Source organism: Streptomyces sp. NPDC048106 (assembly GCF_040706415.1).
In the GTDB taxonomy this organism is placed as follows: Bacteria; Actinomycetota; Actinomycetes; order Streptomycetales; family Streptomycetaceae; genus Streptomyces.
The window spans coordinates 94,396-114,417 of sequence record NZ_JBEZND010000024.1; the positions used below are offsets into that span (position 1 = coordinate 94,396).

Annotated in this window: 20 protein-coding genes; 13 read left to right on the forward strand and 7 right to left on the reverse strand. The window is 73.3% G+C overall.

Annotated features, from left to right (window positions below):
* Positions 1 to 68: 68 nt before the first annotated feature.
* On the forward strand, positions 69 to 707 hold the full coding sequence (locus AB0927_RS23980; protein ID WP_366669775.1) for a helix-turn-helix domain-containing protein: 639 nt from the start codon (positions 69 to 71) through the stop codon (positions 705 to 707).
* A gap of 92 nt (positions 708 to 799) precedes the next feature.
* Complete coding sequence (locus tag AB0927_RS23985; RefSeq protein WP_366669745.1) at positions 800 to 2,473, forward strand: FAD-binding dehydrogenase; 1,674 nt, start codon at positions 800 to 802, stop codon at positions 2,471 to 2,473.
* A gap of 2 nt (positions 2,474 to 2,475) precedes the next feature.
* Here AB0927_RS23985 and AB0927_RS23990 read toward each other — a convergent pair whose 3' ends face one another.
* Positions 2,476 to 2,823: a DUF488 family protein gene (locus AB0927_RS23990; protein WP_366669746.1), complete on the reverse strand. Its 348-nt coding sequence runs from the start codon at positions 2,821 to 2,823 to the stop codon at positions 2,476 to 2,478.
* Between the two features lie 244 nt (positions 2,824 to 3,067).
* On the opposite strand from AB0927_RS23990, the gene AB0927_RS23995 reads away from it, so the two are divergent.
* The 5 genes from AB0927_RS23995 to AB0927_RS24015 are packed head-to-tail and all read left to right on the forward strand — an operon-like array spanning position 3,068 to position 8,370.
* Positions 3,068 to 4,486, forward strand: coding sequence for a M1 family metallopeptidase (locus AB0927_RS23995; protein ID WP_366669747.1), 1,419 nt, complete (start codon positions 3,068 to 3,070; stop codon positions 4,484 to 4,486).
* A 42-nt stretch (positions 4,487 to 4,528) separates the two neighbouring features.
* On the forward strand, positions 4,529 to 5,263 hold the full coding sequence (locus tag AB0927_RS24000) for a L,D-transpeptidase family protein (RefSeq protein WP_366669748.1): 735 nt from the start codon (positions 4,529 to 4,531) through the stop codon (positions 5,261 to 5,263).
* Positions 5,264 to 5,293: 30 nt separating this feature from the next.
* Entirely contained in the window at positions 5,294 to 5,998 is a 705-nt protein-coding gene (locus AB0927_RS24005) for a response regulator transcription factor (protein ID WP_366669749.1), read from the forward strand.
* On the forward strand, positions 5,995 to 7,866 hold the full coding sequence (locus AB0927_RS24010) for a HAMP domain-containing sensor histidine kinase (RefSeq protein WP_366669750.1): 1,872 nt from the start codon (positions 5,995 to 5,997) through the stop codon (positions 7,864 to 7,866). Before AB0927_RS24005 ends, AB0927_RS24010 begins: the two co-directional genes overlap by 4 nt.
* A gap of 54 nt (positions 7,867 to 7,920) precedes the next feature.
* The gene (locus tag AB0927_RS24015) at positions 7,921 to 8,370 is read left to right on the forward strand and encodes a DUF6098 family protein (protein ID WP_366669751.1); all 450 of its coding nucleotides are present in this window, start codon (positions 7,921 to 7,923) and stop codon (positions 8,368 to 8,370) included.
* Between the two features lie 12 nt (positions 8,371 to 8,382).
* Here AB0927_RS24015 and AB0927_RS24020 read toward each other — a convergent pair whose 3' ends face one another.
* Together AB0927_RS24020 and AB0927_RS24025 are read right to left on the reverse strand one after the other, a co-directional pair.
* Positions 8,383 to 8,637, reverse strand: a complete 255-nt coding sequence (locus tag AB0927_RS24020) for a WhiB family transcriptional regulator (RefSeq protein WP_366669752.1) — start codon at positions 8,635 to 8,637, stop codon at positions 8,383 to 8,385.
* Positions 8,638 to 8,823: 186 nt separating this feature from the next.
* On the reverse strand, positions 8,824 to 9,705 hold the full coding sequence (locus AB0927_RS24025; RefSeq protein WP_366669776.1) for a LysR family transcriptional regulator ArgP: 882 nt from the start codon (positions 9,703 to 9,705) through the stop codon (positions 8,824 to 8,826).
* A 69-nt stretch (positions 9,706 to 9,774) separates the two neighbouring features.
* On the opposite strand from AB0927_RS24025, the gene AB0927_RS24030 reads away from it, so the two are divergent.
* On the forward strand, positions 9,775 to 10,392 hold the full coding sequence (locus AB0927_RS24030) for a LysE/ArgO family amino acid transporter (RefSeq protein ID WP_366669753.1): 618 nt from the start codon (positions 9,775 to 9,777) through the stop codon (positions 10,390 to 10,392).
* Positions 10,393 to 10,404: 12 nt separating this feature from the next.
* On the opposite strand, the gene AB0927_RS24035 is transcribed toward AB0927_RS24030, so the two are convergent.
* The gene (locus AB0927_RS24035; RefSeq protein ID WP_366669754.1) at positions 10,405 to 11,484 is read right to left on the reverse strand and encodes an endonuclease/exonuclease/phosphatase family protein; all 1,080 of its coding nucleotides are present in this window, start codon (positions 11,482 to 11,484) and stop codon (positions 10,405 to 10,407) included.
* Positions 11,485 to 11,571: 87 nt separating this feature from the next.
* On the opposite strand from AB0927_RS24035, the gene AB0927_RS24040 reads away from it, so the two are divergent.
* The 3 genes from AB0927_RS24040 to AB0927_RS24050 are packed head-to-tail and all read left to right on the forward strand — an operon-like array spanning position 11,572 to position 14,739.
* Positions 11,572 to 12,267, forward strand: a complete 696-nt coding sequence (locus tag AB0927_RS24040; protein WP_366669755.1) for a response regulator transcription factor — start codon at positions 11,572 to 11,574, stop codon at positions 12,265 to 12,267.
* Complete coding sequence (locus tag AB0927_RS24045; protein ID WP_366669756.1) at positions 12,260 to 13,390, forward strand: HAMP domain-containing sensor histidine kinase; 1,131 nt, start codon at positions 12,260 to 12,262, stop codon at positions 13,388 to 13,390. The genes AB0927_RS24040 and AB0927_RS24045 overlap by 8 nt, the downstream gene beginning before the upstream one ends.
* A 50-nt stretch (positions 13,391 to 13,440) precedes the next feature.
* Positions 13,441 to 14,739: an MFS transporter gene (locus tag AB0927_RS24050; protein ID WP_366669757.1), complete on the forward strand. Its 1,299-nt coding sequence runs from the start codon at positions 13,441 to 13,443 to the stop codon at positions 14,737 to 14,739.
* A 51-nt stretch (positions 14,740 to 14,790) separates the two neighbouring features.
* On the opposite strand, the gene AB0927_RS24055 is transcribed toward AB0927_RS24050, so the two are convergent.
* Positions 14,791 to 15,246, reverse strand: coding sequence for a cyclic nucleotide-binding domain-containing protein (locus AB0927_RS24055; protein WP_366669758.1), 456 nt, complete (start codon positions 15,244 to 15,246; stop codon positions 14,791 to 14,793).
* Positions 15,247 to 15,523: 277 nt separating this feature from the next.
* Entirely contained in the window at positions 15,524 to 15,772 is a 249-nt protein-coding gene (locus AB0927_RS24060) for a hypothetical protein (protein ID WP_366669759.1), read from the reverse strand.
* Between the two features lie 117 nt (positions 15,773 to 15,889).
* On the opposite strand from AB0927_RS24060, the gene AB0927_RS24065 reads away from it, so the two are divergent.
* Together AB0927_RS24065 and AB0927_RS24070 are read left to right on the forward strand one after the other, a co-directional pair.
* Complete coding sequence (locus tag AB0927_RS24065) at positions 15,890 to 16,294, forward strand: ATP-binding protein (protein WP_366669760.1); 405 nt, start codon at positions 15,890 to 15,892, stop codon at positions 16,292 to 16,294.
* Positions 16,295 to 16,723: 429 nt separating this feature from the next.
* Positions 16,724 to 17,569: a SigB/SigF/SigG family RNA polymerase sigma factor gene (locus AB0927_RS24070; RefSeq protein WP_366669761.1), complete on the forward strand. Its 846-nt coding sequence runs from the start codon at positions 16,724 to 16,726 to the stop codon at positions 17,567 to 17,569.
* A gap of 64 nt (positions 17,570 to 17,633) precedes the next feature.
* Here the strand turns inward: AB0927_RS24070 and AB0927_RS24075 are convergent, their stop codons facing one another.
* Positions 17,634 to 19,892: an FUSC family protein gene (locus AB0927_RS24075; RefSeq protein WP_366669762.1), complete on the reverse strand. Its 2,259-nt coding sequence runs from the start codon at positions 19,890 to 19,892 to the stop codon at positions 17,634 to 17,636.
* Positions 19,893 to 20,022: the final 130 nt, after the last annotated feature.

The window sequence follows — 20,022 nt, forward strand, 5'->3', positions numbered from 1 at the left end:
GCCGGTCCAGGGCTCTTTCGATACATCGCCGTATCGGATACATTCGCGTATCGAACGGAGGTGCCGTGGTGCAGGAGACCGCCAGACGCGTCACCCGGCGCCGGGTGCACACCCGCGCCCGGCTGCTCGACGCCGCGTTCCGGGTGTTCGCGGCCAAGGGTTTCGGGCGCGTCTCCATCGAGGAGATCTGCGAGGCGGCCGGGTACAGCCGGGGCGCCTTCTACTCGAACTTCGCCACCCTGGACGAGCTGTTCTTCGCCCTCTACCAGGAGCGCGCCGACCTCATCGCCGACCAGGTCGCGGGCGCCCTCGCAGAGGACGGCCCCGGCCTCGACGTACCGGCCGCCGTGGACCGCGTCACCGAGGTGCTGCTGCTCGACGTGGACTGGCTGCTGGTCAAGACCGACTTCCTGGTGCACGCGGCCCGGGACCCGCGGGTCGCCCGCGCCCTCCTCGACCATCGCGCCCGGCTCCGCGAGGCCGTCGCCGACCGCCTCTTCCGGGCCCGGGGCCATACCGGACTCCCCGCCGTGCTCGGCGACGTGGCCGGTGCCGCGCACGCCGTGGTCGCGGCCTACGACGGCGTCACCACCCAGCTCCTCCTGGACAAGGACGTCGAGCACGCGCGGATCTGGCTCAAGCAGCTGCTCACCGCGCTGCTCACGGACGGCGGCGGCACGCCGGACGGCGCCGCACAGACGCACTGACGCACTCACGCACTGACGCACTCACGCACTGACGCACTCACGCACTGACGCGAAGTGCTGGATCGACGTACTGAGGAAGGAACCTCCACGCCATGGACGCGGACGTCATCGTCGTCGGAGCGGGCCTCGCCGGCCTGGTCGCGGCACACGAACTCACCAGCCGGGGGCGCCGGGTGGCCCTGGTGGACCAGGAGAACGCCGCCAACCTCGGCGGCCAGGCGTACTGGTCCTTCGGCGGGCTCTTCCTCGTGGACTCGCCCGAACAGCGCCGCATCGGCATCAAGGACTCCTTCGACCTGGCCTGGAACGACTGGCGGGGCAGCGCGCGGTTCGACCGGATCGCGGACGAGGACTCCTGGGCGGTGCGATGGGCCCGCGCCTACGTGGAGTTCGCGGCCGGCGAGAAGCGGTCCTGGCTCCAGGGACACGGCATCGAACTGCTGCCCACCGTCGGCTGGGCCGAGCGCGGCGACCTCAGGGCCGACGGGCACGGCAACTCCGTGCCCCGCTTCCACATCGCCTGGGGCACCGGCACCGGAGTGGTCGAGCCCTTCGTCCGGTACGCCCGGCAGGCCGCCCGGGACGGACTGCTGACCTTCTACCACCGCCACCAGGTGGACGACCTGGTCATCGAGGACGGCACCGCCCGCGGCGTGCGCGGCACCGTCCTCGCCGCCGACGACGCCCCGCGCGGCGTCGCCTCCAGCCGCGAACGCGCCGGCGACTTCGAACTCACCGCCCAGGCCGTCGTCCTGACCACCGGAGGCATCGGTGCCGACCACGACATCGTGCGCCGCTACTGGCCCGCGCGGCTCGGCACGCCCCCCGCCCGGATGGTCACCGGCGTCCCCGCCCACGTCGACGGCCGCATGCTCGACATCAGCGCGGCGGCCGGCGTACGCCTGGTCAACCGGGACCGGATGTGGCACTACACCGAGGGCCTGCGGAACTGGGACCCCGTCTGGCCCGGCCACGGCATCCGCGTCCTGCCCGGCCCCTCCTCCATCTGGCTGGACGCCCTCGGCCGCCGGCTGCCCGACCCCTGCCTGCCCGGCTACGACACGCTGAGCACCCTCAAGTACCTGCGCACCACCGAGGACATCGCGGGCTACGACCACTCCTGGTTCATCCTCACCCGGAAGATCGTCGAGAAGGAGTTCGCGCTCTCCGGCTCCGAGCAGAACCCCGACATCACGGCCAAGGACCGCAAGGCGGTGCTGCGCGACCGCGTCTTCGGCAAGGGCGCCCCAGGGCCGGTGCAGGCGTTCCTCGACAAGGGCGCCGATTTCGTCACAGCGGACCGGCTGGAGCGGCTGGTCGAGAAGATGAACGGCCTCACCGGGGAGCCGCTGCTGGACGCGGCCGAGGTGCGCCGCCAGATCGAGGCCCGCGATCTTCAGATGGCCAACCCGTACAGCAAGGACTCGCAGATCCAGGGCATCCGCAACGCCCGCCGGTACCTGGGCGACCGCCTCGGCCGGGTGGCCGCCCCGCACCGCCTCCTCGACCCGGCGGCGGGCCCCCTCATCGGCGTACGGCTGCACGTGCTGACCCGCAAGACGCTCGGCGGCATCCAGACCGACCTCGACTCACGCGCCCTCGGCGCCGACGGCACCCCGGTCGAGGGGCTGTACGCGGCGGGCGAGGTGGCCGGCTTCGGCGGCGGCGGGGTGCACGGCTACAACTCCCTGGAGGGCACCTTCCTCGGCGGCTGCCTGTTCTCGGGACGCGCCGCGGGCCGGCACGCGGCCCGGCACACCGGCTGACCTCAGCCGCCGAGCAGTTCCAGGAGCACTTGGGCGTGGCTGCGTTCCGGCGTCTTCGTCGCCGTCAGGAGGGTCACCGGCCCCTTGCGGACCGACGTGCGCAGGCCGTCGAGCAGCCCGGCGGCCTCGGGGGCGTCCAGCTCCGCCTCGTACCGGTGGCGGAACTCCTCGTAGGAGCCGCCGCCGTGGAACCAGGTGCGCAGCTCGGCCGAGGGGGTGAGCCCCTTGGGCCACTCGTCGACGTGCGCGGCCTCCTTGGCGAGGCCGCGCGGCCACAGCCGGTCGACCAGCACCCGCAGCCCGTCGTCCGGCTCGGGCGATTCATAGATCCGGCGTACGCGCACGCTCACGGTCTGGCCCTTCCTTCATCACGGCGGCCGCTTTCGGCGAGCGTACTGCGCGGGCCGCGCAGCCGCCGTTCGGCGACGAGGGCGCGGCCCGCACCCGGCACCGCCGTTCGGCCGTCCGGCGGGCCCGGAATGTGCCGGGCGGCGACACGGCCGGCGGATGGCCAGAATGAATCGGAGACCCGACGACATCGGCGCCTCTAGTCTGTGGGCCAGCCGAGCACCAGCCACCTTCCGAGGAGCGCACGTGACGCCACGCCGCAGACAGCCCGCACGCCGTCGTACCCCCGGTCTCGGCCGCGGGACGGTCCTCGCCACCGTCCCCGTCGCCGTGGCCGCACTCCTCGGCGCCGGACCGGCCGGGGCGGGCACCACCGGCGCGGCCGGCGCGGGCGACCCCTACTTCCCGCTCAGCGGCAACGGCGGCTACCACGTGCGCCATTACGACCTGACGCTGCGCTACCGGAGCGGCGGCCGGCTGGACGGCACCGCGATCCTCACCGCCCGCGCCACCCAGCCGCTCACCCGCTTCGACCTCGACCTGAAGGGCCTGACGGTCGGCGGCGTCACCGTCGACCGCACCGCAGCGTCCTTCAAGCGCTCCGGGCAGGAACTCCTCGTCACCCCGCGCCACGCCCTGCGCGCCGGGCAGGACTTCAGGGTCACCGTCGCCTACCACGGCACCCCCGAGCCCGTCACCGACCCCGACGGCTCGGCGGACGGCTGGATCCCGACCGACGACGGCGCCTTCGTCGCGGGCGAGCCCCAGGGCGCGATGACCTGGTTCCCGGCGAACGCCCACCCCAGCGACAAGTCGTCGTACGACTTCACGATCACCGTGCCCGAGGGCCGCACCGCCGTCGCCAACGGCACCCTGCTCGGCCGGCGCACCGCCAAGGGCGAGACCACCTTCCGCTGGCGCGAGACCGAGCCCATGGCCGCCTACCTCGCCACCGCCACCATCGGCACCTTCCAGGTCCGGCAGTACACCACCCGTGACGGCATCCGGATCTACGACGCCGTGGACCCCCGCGAGGCCGAGGACGCGGCCCCGGTGCTCAGGCAACTGCCGTCGGTCCTGGAGTGGGAGAGCAAGCTGTTCGGGCCCTACCCGTTCAAGTCCGCCGGATCCATCGTGGACCACGCCGACGTCGGCTACGCCCTGGAGACCCAGACCCGCCCGCTCTACGACTCCGCGCCCGACATCCTCACCCTGGTGCACGAGAGCGCCCACCAGTGGTACGGCGACTCGGTGTCGCTGACCTCCTGGAAGGACATCTGGCTCAACGAGGGCTTCGCCACCTACGCCGAGTGGCTCTACTCCGAACAACACGGCGGCGACAGCGCCCAGAAGACCTTCGACGCCCTCTACGCCCGCCCGGCGGGCGACGAGCTGTGGGCCTACCCGCCCGGCGACCCGGGCAGCGGCGAGAACATCTTCGGCACGCCCGTCTACGACCGCGGCGCCATGGCCCTGCACGAGCTGCGCAAGGCGGTCGGCGACCGGACGTTCCTCAGGATCCTGCGCGGCTGGGCCACCGAGCACCGCGACGGACACGGCACCACGACGCAGTTCGAACGGCTCGCGGAACGGGAGTCGGGCACGTCGCTGAACTCCCTCTTCCGGACCTGGCTGTACACCGAGGGCAAGCCGAACAAGGCCTGAGTTCTTACCAATTCCTCATATTCGTCGGCCATCGTCGACGACATGATCAACCGCAGAACCGCCGTATCCCTCCTCGCCTCCCCGCTGCTGCTCACCGGCTGCGGCGGGAGAGCCGGGAAGGCCGGGCACCGGGCGCGGTCCAGCCGCCCGGCGCCCGCGACCGGCACCACCTCCCAGGCCGAGCACACCCCCCAGGGCATACCCGGGCTCGGCCCCACCCGGTCGGCGGCGATACCGCGGCAGTGCACCCAGGCCGTCGTCGCCACCGGACGTGGCCCCGACTCCCCGCAGTGCACGGTCGTCCTGCACCAGCGCACCGCGAACGGCTGGCGGCCCAGCCCGAGTTGGCCCGCACACAACGCGCTGCACGGCTGGAGCGCCCACCACATGCTGGGCGACCTGCGCTCCCCGCTCGGCGTGTACACCCTCTCCGACGCCGGGGGACTGCTGCCCGACCCCGGCAGCCGGCTGCCGTACCACCGGTCCAGCGGATTCCACTCGCCCGGCACCGGCTTCGAGGGCGAACCCCTGGACGGCTCCTTCGACTACGTCATCGCCATCGACTACAACCGCGAGCCCGGCACCTCACCGCTGGACTGGACCCGCCCCCTCGGCCCGAAGCGCGGCGGGGGAGTCTGGCTGCACGTCGACCACGGCGGCCCCACCCACGGCTGTGTCAGCGTGGCCAAGGCGCACATGAAGGACCTCCTGCGCACCCTCGACCCGGCCCGGCACCCGGTCGTCGCGATGGGGTACGCCGACTGGCTCGCGACCTGAGCGGCTCAGGAGCGGCTTAGGATCCGACTCGTGTGCGCACATGTGCTGGTCGCCGAGGACGACGAGAAGCAGGCCGAACTGATCCGCCGCTCCCTGCTGGCCGAGGGACACACCGCGACGGTGGTGCACGACGGCGCGGCCGCGCTCGCCACGGCCCGGCGCCTGCGGCCCGACCTCCTCGTCCTCGACCTGATGCTGCCGGTCCTGGACGGCTTCGGCGTCTGCCGCGGACTACGCGGCGAGGACGGGGAGCTGGACGTCCCCGTGGTGATGCTCACCGCCCGCTCCGGCGAGGACGACCTGCTGCTCGGCCTCGAACTGGGCGCCGACGACTACCTCACCAAGCCGTACAGCCCGCGCGAGCTGATGGCCCGCATCCGCACGGTGCTGCGGCGCAGCGGACGCGTCGCGGGCGTCCGCGGCGACGACCCGGCGGTGCGGGCCGCCGGGATCAGCGTCGACCCCGGGCGCCACGAAGTACGTTGCGACGGCGTGCCGGTGGACGTCACCCCGGCCGAGTTCCAGATCCTGCTGGCGATGGCGGCGGAGCCGGAGCGGGTGTTCACCCGGCGACAACTCCTGCACTGCACCCGGGGGTTCGACCGGTCCTCCACCGAACGCGCCGTCGACGTCCACATCATGAACCTGCGCCGCAAGATAGAGGCCGACTCCCGGCGTCCGGTACGGCTGCTCACCGTGTTCGGCGTCGGCTACAAGCTCAGCGGCCGGCCGTGAGACCCCCCGCGCGGCGGCGGATCCCGCTGCGCAAGCGGCTCCTCGTCCGGCTGCTGTCCGTCTCCGCCCTGATCGCCGTCTGCTCGGTGGCGGCCACCGCCTGGCTCGCGGTGACCACCACCACCAGCGCCCTCAAGGAGGAACAGGGCCAGGACCTCGCCGCCGACAACAGCATCCTCGCCCAGCTCAGCGGGTACGCGGCCACCCACTCCGACTGGTCCGGCGTCCGGCGGTCCGTGCGGGACCTGGCCGCCCGGACCGGCCGCCGGATCGCGCTCACCACGCCCGACCGCACCCTCGTCGCCGACTCCGCGCCGCGCGGCACCCCGCTGCCGCCCCGGCCCGCCGCGAGCGTCGACCCGCTGCGCACCGACACCTACAGCGAGACCGGCGCCCAGCTCAGCGGCATCGACCCGCGCGCCGTCGGCCCCTACCGGCTGCCCGCGCGCGAACGCGCCGAACTGGACGCGCTGGCCACCCGGGGCAGGAAGTGCTACGCCGACTACGGCCTCCGGACCACGGTGCTGCACACCCCCGGCGGGCGCCCCGTGCTCACCGGCACCGACGGCGCCACCCCCTCCCGCTACGGCGTGACGGGGTGCGAGGACGACCGGCTCGTCGCCCCCACGCCCACCGAACGCAAGGCCCTGGACGCGCTGTCCGACCTCGCCCGCCCCTGTCTGAAGCAGGCGGGCCTGGAGACCGGCGACGGCCCGCTGTTCCTCGCCTTCGACCCGACCGCCGAGGATCACTTCGGCGGCGGCCCGCTGCTCGCCAAGCTCACGGGGCAGGCCGACGGCGCCACCGTGCGCTCGGCCCGGACCTGTGTGCTCACCGCCCGCCGCGCCCAGCTGGAGCCCTATGTCGCCCCGGCCGCCGACCTGTTCCTCGGCATCGGCGACCGGAACCCGTCCCGCTTCGACATGTCCCCCCAGAACAAGGCCAAGGTGGTCTCCGCGGCCGGACTGGTCCTCGCCGTCACCGTCGCCGTGACCGCCGCCGTCGCCATCCGGCTGGTCCGGCCGCTGCGCGCGCTGACCGCGGCCGCGCAGGCGCCGCCCGAGCAGCACGTCAGGGTGCCGGTGACCACCCGCGACGAGACGGGCATCCTCGCGGAGGCGTTCAACGAACTCACCGAGCGCCGCGAACGCCTGGAGGCCCAGCGCAAGGCCATGGTCAGCGACATCGCGCACGAGCTGCGCAGCCCGCTCACCAACATCCGCGGCTGGCTGGAGGTGATGCGCGACGGCGTCGTCGACCCGGACCCGGGCCTGCTGGACTCCCTGCACGAGGAGGCGCTCGTCCTCCAGCGGATCATCGACGACCTCCAGGACCTCGCGGCCGCCGAGGCCGGCACCCTGCGGCTGCACCGCGAACCGCTGTCCGCCGGCGAGCTGCTCGACCAGGTCGCCGCCGCCCACCGGGTGGCCGCCGACGCGGCCGGGGTCACGCTGGTGACCGAGGCGGAGCCGGCCGTCTGGCTGGACGCCGACCCGGTACGGATGCGGCAGGCGCTCGGCAACCTCGTCTCCAACGCCCTGCGGCACACCCCGGCCGACGGCACGGTCACCCTGACGGCCCGCCGGGACGCCGCCGACGCCGTGCTCACCGTCGCCGACACCGGCTCCGGCATCGCCGCCGAGGACCTGCCGCACGTCTTCGAGCGGTTCTGGCGCGCCGAGAAGTCCCGCAGCCGCCGCACCGGGGGCAGCGGCCTCGGGCTCCCGATCGTCCGCCACCTGCTCGCCGCGCACGGCGGTACGGCCCGGGCCGCGAGCGAGCCCGGCCAGGGCGCGGTGTTCACGCTGCGGCTGCCCGCGGCACCGGCGCCGGGCGAGGAGCCGTGGGGCGGCGCCGGGGAGCCGTAGCACCGGAACGCGGTGGTCCGGTTCCGGGTGCGCGCCGTGGGTACTCCGGAGGTCATGAGCGCACCGGACTCCCTGCCGACCGTCTCCACGCTGGCCGAGGCGGCCGCCCTGCTCGGCCGGCACCGCGGCCTGTACGTGCGCTGGTCCAAGGGTCCCGGTCTCGATCTCCAGGCCGTCTCCAGCACCGACGAGCTCACCGGCGTCCCGATGCCCGGCCTGTCCGCCAACCCGCTCGACGTGGAGGACTGGTGGGGTGACCGCTCACCGGAACTCTGGGTGGCCCGCCGCCTGTACGACTACGCGCACCTCCCGCACGACAAGGGCCCCGGCGTGCGCCCCTGGGTGCTCAAGGGCCGCGAGAGCGGCCGCGGCCCCGACAACGAGCCCCTGGTCGCCGACGCCGAGCCGCTGTGCTGGATCGCCGACGAGGTGATCGAGGCGGCCAGGGCGGAGGTGGCCCGCCAGGAACGGGAGTGGGGGACCCTGCGCCGCGGCGGACGCTGAGCCGGTGCCGGTTCAGCCCGAGCGCGGGCGGGAGCGGGCAGCCCGGCGGCGCAGCGACCGGCGCTCCGGTTCGTCGGTACCGCCCCAGATGCCGATGCCCTGACCGGTGTCCAACGCCCAGTCGAGACACTGCTCTCGGACCGGGCAGCGCCGGCACACCGCCTTGGCCCGCTCGGCCTGCACCTGCGCGGGCCCGGTGGTACCGATGGGGAAGAAGAGATCGGGGTCCTCGTGCCGGCACGCGGCATGATCGCGCCAGTTCTCCATGGAAGTCTCCTGGATCGGATCGGGGGTCGTCCGTGTCCTGTCGAAGGCGTTCCGGTTGCGGGTGACCGGTCGGAGCGGTGTGAAACGGCCGCGACCGCAACGGGCGGCGAATCCGCGGGCGCCCCACGGGACTTCGGCCACCGCGAGGTCTCCCTGGCACCTCCTGTGCCTCGACCCTCCTTTGCCTCAACCCCGCAGCGCCCGTGCCGCCGTGGCCGTCACCGCGTCGGCCAGCGCCGCCAGGGCGGGGGAGTCGAGCTTCCACTGCTGCCAGTACAGGGTGACCTCCATCCACTCGCCCGGCGCGAGAAGGGTCAGCAGGCCCTCGTCCAGCAGGGGGTGCGCCTGGACCTCCGGGACCATGCCCCAGCCGAGGCCCGCGGTGACGGCGTCCAGGAAGCCCTCCGAGGTGGGCACGTAATGCCGCAGCGCAGCGGCCGAGACGCCGCCCAGGCGGCGGACGTAGCCGTCCTGGAAGTCGTCCTTGCGGTCGAAGACCACCACGGGCGCAGCGGCGAGGGCCTCCGGCAGGGGCCGCCCGGCGATCCGGGTGCGGGCGAACTCCGGCTCGGCGACGGGGAGATAGCGCATCCGGCCGAGCGGACGCGCGGTGCACCCGGGCACCGGGTCGGGCGACGAGGTCACCGCCGCCATCACCAGGCCCTCGCGCAGCAGGACCGCCGTATGGCCCTCGTCCTCGCGGTGCAGCTCGAAGCAGAGCCCCGGCACCCGGCTCAGCGCGGGCAGGAACCAGGTCGCCAGCGAGTCCGCGTTCACCGCGACCGACACCCGGGTGGGCTCCCCGGCGCCGCTGAGACCCAGCTCGCCCCATGCGTCCCGCTCCAGCCGGGCGAGCTGGCGGGCGTAGCGCACCAGCACCGCGCCGGAGTCCGTGGGCCGCACCGGTTTGGTCCGCTGGAGCAGCACCCGCCCGGTGCGCTGTTCGAGGGCCTTGACCCGCTGGCTGACCGCCGACGGCGTCACGTGCAGGGCGGCGGCCGCCGCGTCGAAGGTGCCCTCGTCCACCACCGCGAGCAGCGTCCGCACCTGGTCCAGGGGAAGGTCCATCACAGGCGCTAATGATACGTAAGAATCTTTAGCTGTACTTGAGAGGCCGGTTTCCTTAGCGTCGGTCCCATGAACCACACCGCCCTGACCGCCGCGGTCGCCGGCTTCGGCACCGGCCTGTCCCTGATCGTCGCCATCGGCGCCCAGAACGCCTTCGTCCTGCGGCAGGGGGTGCGCCGGGACGCCGTACTCGCCGTGGTCGGCATCTGCGCCCTGTCCGACGCGGTGCTCATCGCGCTTGGCGTCGGCGGCGTCGGCGCGGTCGTGGTGGCGTGGCCCGGCGCGGTCAGGGCGGTCGGGATCGTCGGCGGCGTCTTCCTGATCTGCTACGGCGCGCTGGCCGCCCGGCGGGTCGTCCGGCCCACCGGGACCGGGCTGACCGTGGCGGGCGAGGCGGCCGGATCCCGGCGCCGGGCCGTGCTCACCTGCCTCGCGATGACCTGGCTCAATCCGCACGTCTACCTGGACACCGTGTTCCTGCTGGGCTCGCTCGCCGCCGACCGGGGTCCGCTGCGCTGGACCTTCGGGCTCGGCGCCGCGCTCGCCAGCCTGTGCTGGTTCACCGCGCTCGGCTTCGGCGCCCGGCTGCTCGGCCGGTACCTGGCCCGGCCCGGCGCCTGGCGGATCCTGGACGGTCTGGTCGCCCTCACCATGCTCGTGCTGGGCGCCTCGCTGCTCGTCGGCTGACGTCCTGCTCGGTCACCAGCTGATCGCGGCCGCCACCGGCAGGTGGTCGCTGCGGGTGGCCGGCAGCACCCACGCCTTCTCCGGCCGCACGCCTCTGACCAGGATCTGGTCGGTCCGCACCACCGGGAACCCGGCCGGCCAGCTGAAGCCGAAGCCGTCCCCGGCCGCGTCCTGGGCCGAGTGCATCCGCGCGGTGAGGCCGGCGAGCGCGCGGTCGTCCGTGGTGCCGTTCAGGTCGCCGAGCAGCACCACCCGCTCACTTGGATCGGCGGCGACGGCCTTGCCGAGCGCCCGCACGCCTATGTTCCGCGAGGCGGTCCAGAAGCCCGCCCTGGGATTCACCCGTACGGACCCCAGGTGGGCCACGTACACCGTCAGTGGCCCGTGGTCGGTGGCCACCGTGGTGCGCAGCGCCCGGTTCGCGGCCAGCTTCTTGTCGGCCGGCTTGGTGGCCGCCAGCGGCCCGTAGTCCATGATGTCGATCGGCCGGGTGTCCGACAGCGGCAGCTTGCTCCACAGCCCGACCGTGCCCTGCACCGTGTGGTACGGGTACGCCTTCGCCAGGCCCTTCTCGTACAGCGGCGTCGCGTGCGGGGTCAGCTCCACCAGGGCCAGCGCTTGCGCCCCGGAGGCGGCCAGGTCGCGTGCGGTGCCGGCCGGGTCGGGGTTGTCGGCGTTGACGTTCTGCTCGGCCAGGGTGAGGTCGCCGCCGGGGTGGGACTTGTCGCCGAGCAGCCCGCCGAAGAGGTTCAGCCACACCACGACCGGCAGCAGCAGCGCGACCACCGCGGCGGCGGAGCGGCGCCACAGCGCCCCGGCCAGCAGCAGGGGCACGAACAGGCCGAACCACGGCAGGAAGCTCTCCACCAGGCTGCCGAGGTTCCCGAGGCCCCGGTTCGGGATCTTCGCGTGCAGCAGCATGAGCAGCCCGAGCAGCAGCGCCAGTGACGCGAGCAGCGGGCCGCGTTGCCAGGGCCCGGGCCGGGAGGCGGCGCGTATCGCCCGGCGGACGCGCGCGCGCCGGGTCCCGGCGCCGGTCTCCCGGCGGCCGGCGCCGCCCTGCCCGGTCTCCGCCGTGTCTGTTCCGTTCATGCCGCCAGTCAACGCCGCGTCGCGTTGCCGGGACGTATGGGATTCCCGATACGCCGACGATATGCGCCGGCTCGTAGCATCAAGAGCATGCGCGTGCTGATCGTCGAGGACGAACCCTTTCTGGCGGAAGCCATCCGCGACGGTCTGCGCCTGGAGGCGATCGCGGCCGACATCGCGGGTGACGGCGACACCGCTCTGGAACTGCTGAGTGTCAACGCCTACGACATCGCCGTCCTCGACCGCGACATCCCCGGGCTCTCCGGTGACGAGATCGCCGCACGCATCGTCGCCTCCGGCAGCGGCATGCCCATCCTCATGCTCACCGCCGCCGACCGTCTCGACGACAAGGCGTCCGGCTTCGCGCTCGGCGCCGACGACTACCTCACCAAACCGTTCGAACTCCGGGAACTCGCGCTCCGGCTCAGAGCACTCGACCGCAGGCGCGCCCACAGCAGACCACCCGTGCGGGAGATCGCGGGCCTGCGTCTGGACGCGTTCCGCCGCGAGCTCTACCGGGACGGCCGTTACGTCGCGCTCACCCGCAAGCAGTTCGCCGTGCTCGAAGTCCTCGTCGCCGCCGAAGGGGGTGTCGTCAGCGCCGAGGAACTCCTGGCGCGCGCGTGGGACGAGAACGCCGACCCCTTCACCAACGCCGTGCGCATCACCGTCTCGGCGCTGCGCAAGCGTCTCGGCGAACCCGGGATCATCGCCACGGTGCCAGGCGTCGGCTACCGCATCGACACGCGGCCACGGGCCGCAGACGCGGGTGGCGAGCGTGGATAGGGCACCGGGGCCGAGCGTGCGCCTCAAGCTCACCCTCAGCTACACCGGATTCCTCCTCCTCGCCGGCGTCCTGCTGCTCGCGGCGGTGTGGGTGTTCCTCCTGCGTTACGTGCCCGAGCGCGCGCTCATCGTCACGGGCACCCCCACGCATGGCGTCTTCCCCATCCGGTCCAACCTCCTGCGCGTCTTCGTTCCGAGGGCGGCCGTGGTCCTGGCGTTCCTGCTGGTGCTCGGTCTCGTGGGCGGGTGGACTCTCGCCGGCCGGATACTCGCCCCGCTGACCCGCGTCACCGACGCCACCCGCCTGGCCGCCACCGGATCGCTCTCCCACCGGATCCGGCTGCCGGGCCGCGAAGACGAGTTCCGCGAACTCGCCGACGCCTTCGACACGATGCTGGGACGCCTGGAAGCACACGTCGCCGAACATCGGAGATTCGCGGCCAACGCCTCGCACGAGCTGCGCACCCCGCTGGCGATCTCGAAGGCCATCCTTGATGTGGCCCGCGCCGATCCGCACCGCGACGCGGGGGAGGTCCTCGACCGCCTCCACACCGTCAACACCCGGGCGATCGGCCTCACCGAGGCATTGCTCCTGCTCAGCCGAGCCGAGCAGCGGTCCTTCACCCGAGAACACGTCGACCTGTCCCTCATCGCGGAGGACGTCACCGAAACGCTCCTGCCCCTCGCGGAGAAGCGTGGCGTCACCCTCGGGACCCGCGGCGACATCACCCCCACGACCGGATCGCAGGCGCTGCTGCGGCAGCTCACCACGAACCTCGTGCAGAACGCGATCATCCACAACCTGCCCGAACAGGGCATCGTGTGGGTGACTACCGGCGTCCGCCCGGACAGCGTGGTGCTCACGGTCGAGAACACCGGCGAGCAGGTCGCCCCGGAGCTGGTCCCGACACTCACCGAACCGTTCCGGCGGGGCACCGAGCGCGTGCACACCGACCACGCGGGGGCCGGCCTCGGCCTGGCCATCGCCAAGACCATCACCCAGGCACACGACGGAACACTCACCCTCACCCCGCGCCCCGCCGGCGGGCTGCGCGTCACCGTGGAGCTACCCGCGACCGGGGGAGCGCCGCACACGCCTGCCCCCGCGGCCGTTGTCCGATGAGATAGTTAGGCTCTCGAATCGAAAAGATGTAACGAGCAACCAGGACATCCGTGAACACCAGCGAGAGCAGTACCGAGACCGGCAGCGACGCGCCGGCGGCCGACACTCCGCCCCACCGCGGCTGGCGCCGCTGGGCGATGGACACCCGCCCGCTGCGCATCCCCGCCTACCGGCGCCTGTGGTCCTCGACCATCGTCACCTCCGTGGGCAGCCAGCTCACCGCCGTCGCCGTGCCCAAGCAGATCTACGACATCACGCACTCGTCCGCCTGGGTCGGCTACGCCAGCCTGGCCGGGCTCGTGCCCATGGTGGTGTTCGCGCTGTGGGGCGGGGCGGTCGCGGACACCGTGGACCGGCGCAAGCTGCTGCTGTGGACCAACAGCGGGATCGCGGTGACCTCGCTGCTGTTCTGGGCGCAGGCCGCCACCAAGCTGGACTCCGTCGTCGTCCTGATGGTGCTGCTCGCGCTCCAGCAGGCGTTCTTCGGCCTCAACTCCCCGGCGCGCAACGCCTCCATCGCCCGGCTGGTGCCCGCCGGGGAGCTGCCCGCGGCCAACGCGCTCAACTCCACGGTGATGCAGACCGGACTGGTGGCGGGCCCGCTGCTCGCCGGTGTGCTCATCCCGGTCATCGGCCTGCCCGAGCTGTACCTCATCGACGCCCTCGCGCTGTGCGTCACCGTGTGGGCCGTCTTCCGGCTGCCCCCGCTGCTCCCGCTCGGCGACGGCCCCGCGCGCCGCGCCGGGGTGCGCGAGATTGCCGAGGGGTTCCGCTACATATCCCGGCACAAGGTGCTGCTGCTGTCCTTCCTCGCCGACATCGTCGCCATGGTGTTCGGCATGCCGCGCGCCCTGTTCCCGCAACTGGCCGCGCAGACGTACCACTCCTGGGGCGAGGGGCTCGCGCTCGGCGTGCTGTTCGCGGGGATCCCGGTCGGCGCGGTGCTCGGCGGGCTGTTCTCCGGCGTGTTCTCGCGGGCCCGCCGGCACGGCTGGATGGTCATCGGGGCGGTGGTCGGCTGGGGCGTGGCCATCGCCGGGTTCGGGCTCAGCGGCAATCTCTGGCTCGCGCTGGCCTTCCTCGCCCTGGCCGGCATCGCCGACATGGTCTCGATGGTGTTCCGCGGCGCGATCCTGCTGTCCGCCGCGACCGACGAGATGCGCGGCCGGATGCAGGGCGTGTTCACGGTCGTGGTGGCCGGCGGCCCGCGCCTCGCGGACGTGTTGCACGGCACCGCCGGCTCCGTGTTCGGCCCGCGCGCGGCCGTGGCGGGCGGCGGCGTGCTGGTCGTCGCGGCGATGCTGGCTCTGGCGGCGGCGGTGCCCGCGCTGCGGCGGTACCGGATCTGAGGGAGCCCGGGCGGGGCGCGGCGCACGGCGACCGCGCCCCGCGAAGGCGGGTTACAGCGGGCTGCGGCGGCCCAGTGTGTACTGGTCCATCAGCTTGCCGCGGGTGGTCTCCAGGCGGTGGGCGAGGATCTCGGCCACCGAACGCACCAGGGACAGGCCGAGCAGCGGGTCCTCCACGCACAGGGCGAGCACCGCGGGCCCGTCGAACTCGTAGGCCCGGACGTTGCTGAAGGCCACCGAGCCGAAGTCCCACTGGTACGGCGGGAAGAGCCATGACCAGCCGAGCAGATCGCCCGCGCCGAGTGTGGCCACGGTCACCCGCTGCCGTGAGGTGACCTGCTGGTCCAGGTGGACCGCGCCGGAGCGGATCACCCAGAACCGGTCGGCCGCGCCGCCCGCCTCGAAGATGCGGGTGTCCTCCGGGAAGGACACCTCCTTGGCCAGCTCCATCAGGCGTTCGCGCTGCGCCTGGGGCAGGGCGGTCAGCAGTTTTATCGCTTTGGTCATGGCGCGGGCTCCTCGCCGGCGACGGTTCGGGTACTGCGGTGCCTCTCGTGGGGGCCGGTGCGTTGCGTACACCCATTTCAGCCGCTGGCGGCGGGCAGGGCACCTCGAAGGAACCGGATTTCTTCGCACCGGCCGTCATCCGGGCAGGAAAAAGCCCTGGCTGGACGGGGGAAACCAGCCAGGGCAGTCACGGGTGACACGGCGGGCTCCGTGGCCCACGCCGCCATCACGTATGGATGAACGATAAACCACTGAACGTACGTCCTGGTAATCGGGGTCAGGTGACTCGTCTCACGCCCTCCGCCTCCACGGGGTGCGCGCCTGGCCGCACGATCTCGTCGAGCACGCGCCACACGGCCTCGTAGGCCCGCGCCGAGGCCGCGGCCTCCCGGGCCCGCTCCGGCTCGCCGGCCGCGAGGCTCTGGGCGCGGTCCGCCCAGAGCCGCTGCTCCTCGGCCGCGCGGTCCCGGCCCCGCTGGATGCGCCGCAGCAGTTCGTCGCCGTCCACGCCATCGGTCATACGCATCGGGTACCCCCTCCGGGCGCGGTGATGACTTCGGTACCGACCGTGTTTGAGGGCCGTGCTGAGGGTCAGCCGAAGAGGGAGAGAGCGCGATTCCGGCACCGTTCAGGGAGGGAAGGGATGCCAGACACGTACTCCATACCCGTCGAGGAACCCCCGCGCCGGCCGGCCGACGCCCGCACCGCGGTACGACGCGCAGTCGCCGAACGCTGCCGGGCCCGCCATCTGCCGCTCGACCCGGAGGCCATGGACGACGCACTCCTGGTCGCCTCGGAACTCACCACCAACGCCATCGTTCACGGCGGCGGCATCACCGGCTTCGACGTCGACGTCGATTCCGCCGGCGTCCGCGTCTCGGTGAGCGACCGCAGTACCGAACTGCCGGTCGCGCAGGCGCCCCCGCCCGGTTGCCCCCGGCGCCACGGCCGAGGCTGGCCGATCATCTGCCATCTCTCCCGCGACGTCCGCGTCTGCGAACTCCCCTGCGGCGGCAAACGCATCACCGCGGTCGTGCCGCTGGCGTGAGCCGGGGCGCTCCGGCCGGCGGCGTCGGGGTCCGGGTGTCCGAAGGGGGCGGCCGGGGCACCGGGTCGCCGGTCGCCAGGTCATCCGAAACGGAAGGCCGCCGCGGGTCGTCCCGCGAACCATCGGCCCGCACACGTGTGCGGGCCAAGCCCCCGACCTCCGCCTTCACCACGAGCCGTGAAGCCTCCGAGCCCCCCGCCTTCACCGCGCCTCCGATTCTCCCTTGCAAGGGTGTTTGCCCACCGGGCCGGGGGGCAGACGGAATCTCGTGCTTCGGACCGGAGGCGCGCGCCCAGTGGGAAACGTCGGATGACTGGGCCCCCCTTCCGGCGGGCCCCGATGTTCCCGCGGCAACCCTGACAAGCACCGTTCGGGCCAGAACCGGAATCTTCCGGCCGCGCCCAGACTCACGTTCAGGAGCGATTCCGCATGCTGACCGACAAGTCGACAAGCCGTCCCGGCACGCCCGCCACCGCCACCGCCACCCAGGCGACACGGCGGAGCCACGACGACGCCCCGGAGACCGCGGAGCTGTTCGCCCGGCTTGCGGCCCTGGACGAGGGTCCCGAGCGGGACGCCGTACGCGACGAACTGGTCGCCGCCTGGCTCCCCATGGCGCACCGTATCGCCGGCCGGTTCCGCGACCGGGGCGAGTCCGTGGAGGACCTGCGCCAGGTCGCGGCGCTTGGCCTGGTGAAGGCCGTCGACCGGTACGACCCCTCGCGCGGCGCGTTCGAGAGCTACGCCGTGCCCACCATCACCGGCGAGGTCAAGCGCCACTTCCGGGACCGGATGTGGGCGCTGAGGGTGCCCCGCCGGGTCCAGGAACTGCGCAACCGGGTCCGTGTGGCCCGCCGCGAGCTGACCCAGAACCCGGGCAGCCCCGAACCCACCGTCGCCGCCATCGCCGCCCACACCGGGCTCACCGAGGACGAGGTGAGCGCCGGCCTGGAGGCGCTGGAGAGCTTCAGCACGCTGTCGCTGGACGCCGAACTGTCCAGCGGCGACGACGGGTACAGCCTCGCCGACACCCTCGGTGCCGCCGACACGTCGTACGACGTCGTGGTCGACCGCGAGGCCGCCAAGGAGGGGCTGCGCCGGCTGCCGGAGCGCGAGCGGGCCATCCTCTACATGCGCTTCTTCGAGGACATGACGCAAAGCCGCATCGCCGACCGGCTCGGCATCTCCCAGATGCACGTCTCGCGGCTGATCAGCCGTAGCTGCGCCCGCGTCCGCGACGACGTCCTGGGCCGCCGCTCCGGCGGGGCCGCGTGAGCGACGCGCCCGCGGTGGGCGACGCGCGGGCGGCGGGCGCGCGGGTGAACGCCCGCCGCGGGCCTCACAGCTTCTTCGACGAGGCCGTCTCCGGCCGCAGCCCCAGCGGCCGGGCGAGGCCGGAGACCGCCTCGTCGAGGCGCTGCAGATGCCGCAGCACCCGGTCGGTGACCCGGCCGTAACGCGGGGTGCGCAGGGTTCCCGGCTCCAGCATCGAGGCGATGCTGGGGCCGGTCTCGATCTGCCGCCCCGTGCGCGGGTCCGCCACGTGCGCGGCGATCGTCTCGATGTTCGCCACGATCCGGCCGCCCGCCCCGCGCAGCCGGGGATCCGCCGCGATCGCGGGGTGGGTGGGCAGCAGTTCCGCCGTCGCCGCGAGGGACCGCCCGTGGTACGCGCAGGTCTCCAGCAGCGCCACCACGTAGCGGGCGGTGTCGCGGCGGGCCCGCATCGGGGTGATGGGATGCGTCAGCGGCTGGGTGGCGGAGCGCAGGTCGGCCAGCGCCTGGTCCAGCTCCCGCGCCTGCTCCACCAGATCGCCGCCCGCCCCGCCGCTGAGCTGGTCGACGGAGGCCCGGGTGACGTCCGCGAGCCGGTCGAGGACCTTGACGAGAAGCTCGTTGGTACGGCGGTTCGTGTGGATCGGCAGCACCACCGCCGCCGCGATCACCCCGCACGCCGCGCCCAGCGCCGTCTCCTCGATCCGCAGCACCAGCACCGCCGCGGTGTAGGTGTTGAGCAGCGTGTAGAGCAGCCCGAGCGCCGCCGTCACGAAGAACGACATCAGCGTGTAGGACAGCGGCGCGGTGTAGAACATCGCGAACACGAGGAGCAGCACCAGCGCGAACGCCGTCCAGGTGTGCGGCCCGACCAGCCCGGCGAGCCCGATCCCCGCGATCACCCCGAGCACCGTGCCGACCAGCCGGCGGTAGCCCTTGACCAGGATCTCCCCGGTGGACGCGGTGTTGATGAACACGATCCAGCAGGTCAGCACAGCCCAGTACCAGCGCTGGCTGGACAGCAGTTCGCCGCCGAGGATGGCCAGCGAGGAGCCGACGGCGATCTGGACGGCGGCCCGGGTGGTGGGCCGTCGCAGCCCGGTCGGCTCCGTGCCCCTGGGCTCGTTCTCCTCGCTGACCTCGATCGCGGTGTCCTCCGCGTCCAGCTCCTCGCGTGAGCGGGCGGTGGCGGGGGAGTCGTCGGACTCGTCCTGCGGCCCGTCAAGGGCGAGGCGCAGGCCCAGCGCGGCCCGCGCCGTCTCGCCGAGACCGCGGAAGACGTCCTGCACGGCCGGGGTGGCCTCGGGCAGGTTCTCCTCCTCGCGATAGCCGAGCAGCCGGTTGCGCACCTGGGCGAGCGCGGTGCCCGCGGCCTCGCCGGCCGGGCGCAGGGCCAGCAGCCGCAGCGCCTTGAGGTCCCGGCGCACCTCCGCCCTGGCCTCGTCCCGCACCGGCAGCTCGCCGCCCGACGGCAGCGGGGCGCCGGGCAGGTGCAGGGTGAGGGTGTCGGTGCGCTCGGCGCTGCGCGCGGTGAGCAGCAGCAGGCCGAGCCGCTCGGCGGCGATCTCGGCGTCCGCGACGCGGCGCTGGAGCAGCCGGGCGACCGTCTCGTCGGAGGTGCCGTCCTCCAGCCGGCCCTGGATCAGCAGCGCCGCGTCGTGCAGCCGCGCGGTGCCGGTGCGCAGTTCCTCCAGGACCTTCTCGGCGTCCTCGGGTCCGGCGTCCAGCAGCTCGATCTGGGTGTCGATCAGCTGGGCGAGCCGGGCCCGGAAGGCCTGCCGCAGCCGCTCCAGCGTGCCCGCCGGGGTCTGCGGCAGCAGCACGAAGCGGGTCAGGGCGGCGCAGCCGAACGCGATCCCGACGACGCCGTACAGCTTCGGCAGCAGATCCGGGGTCGCGTGCACGAACAGGGCGAGGAAGTACGTCTGGAAGCCGATCAGCCCGAGCGCGTGACCGCGGTCGCCGAACCGGCGGCTGTAGACGGCGCTGAACATGAGCGCGACGAAGAACAGGTCGCCCGCGACGACGTACTGGCTCAGCAGGGTGCCCAGGGTGACCGAGACGAGCGCCACGGGCAGGCCGAGCGCGAGGCTGACGGCCTGCCGGTGGCGCTGCTTCTCGCGGATCGCGAAGGTCGAGACCATGGCCGCGATGGCCCCGGCGACCAGCAGCGGCACCGGGGCGCGCAGCGCGGCGAGCAGCGCGAGGGTGAGCGCGATCGAGACGACCGTGCGCAGCCCCGCGGTCAGCCTGAGCAGCCCGGGATCCCATGCCGCCAGCCGGTCCCAGACCCGTACCCGCCCCGACCGTCCCGCTGCCCTCACGCCGCCGCGCTCTCCCGTGTCCGTGGACCCGTGCCAGAAATCGATCTTTGCTCCAGCATCGCACGTGGGCCCGGACCGCTGTCCTCCGCCAGGGCCGCACGTGCTGATCGAGAGTGAACCGGCCGGCGGT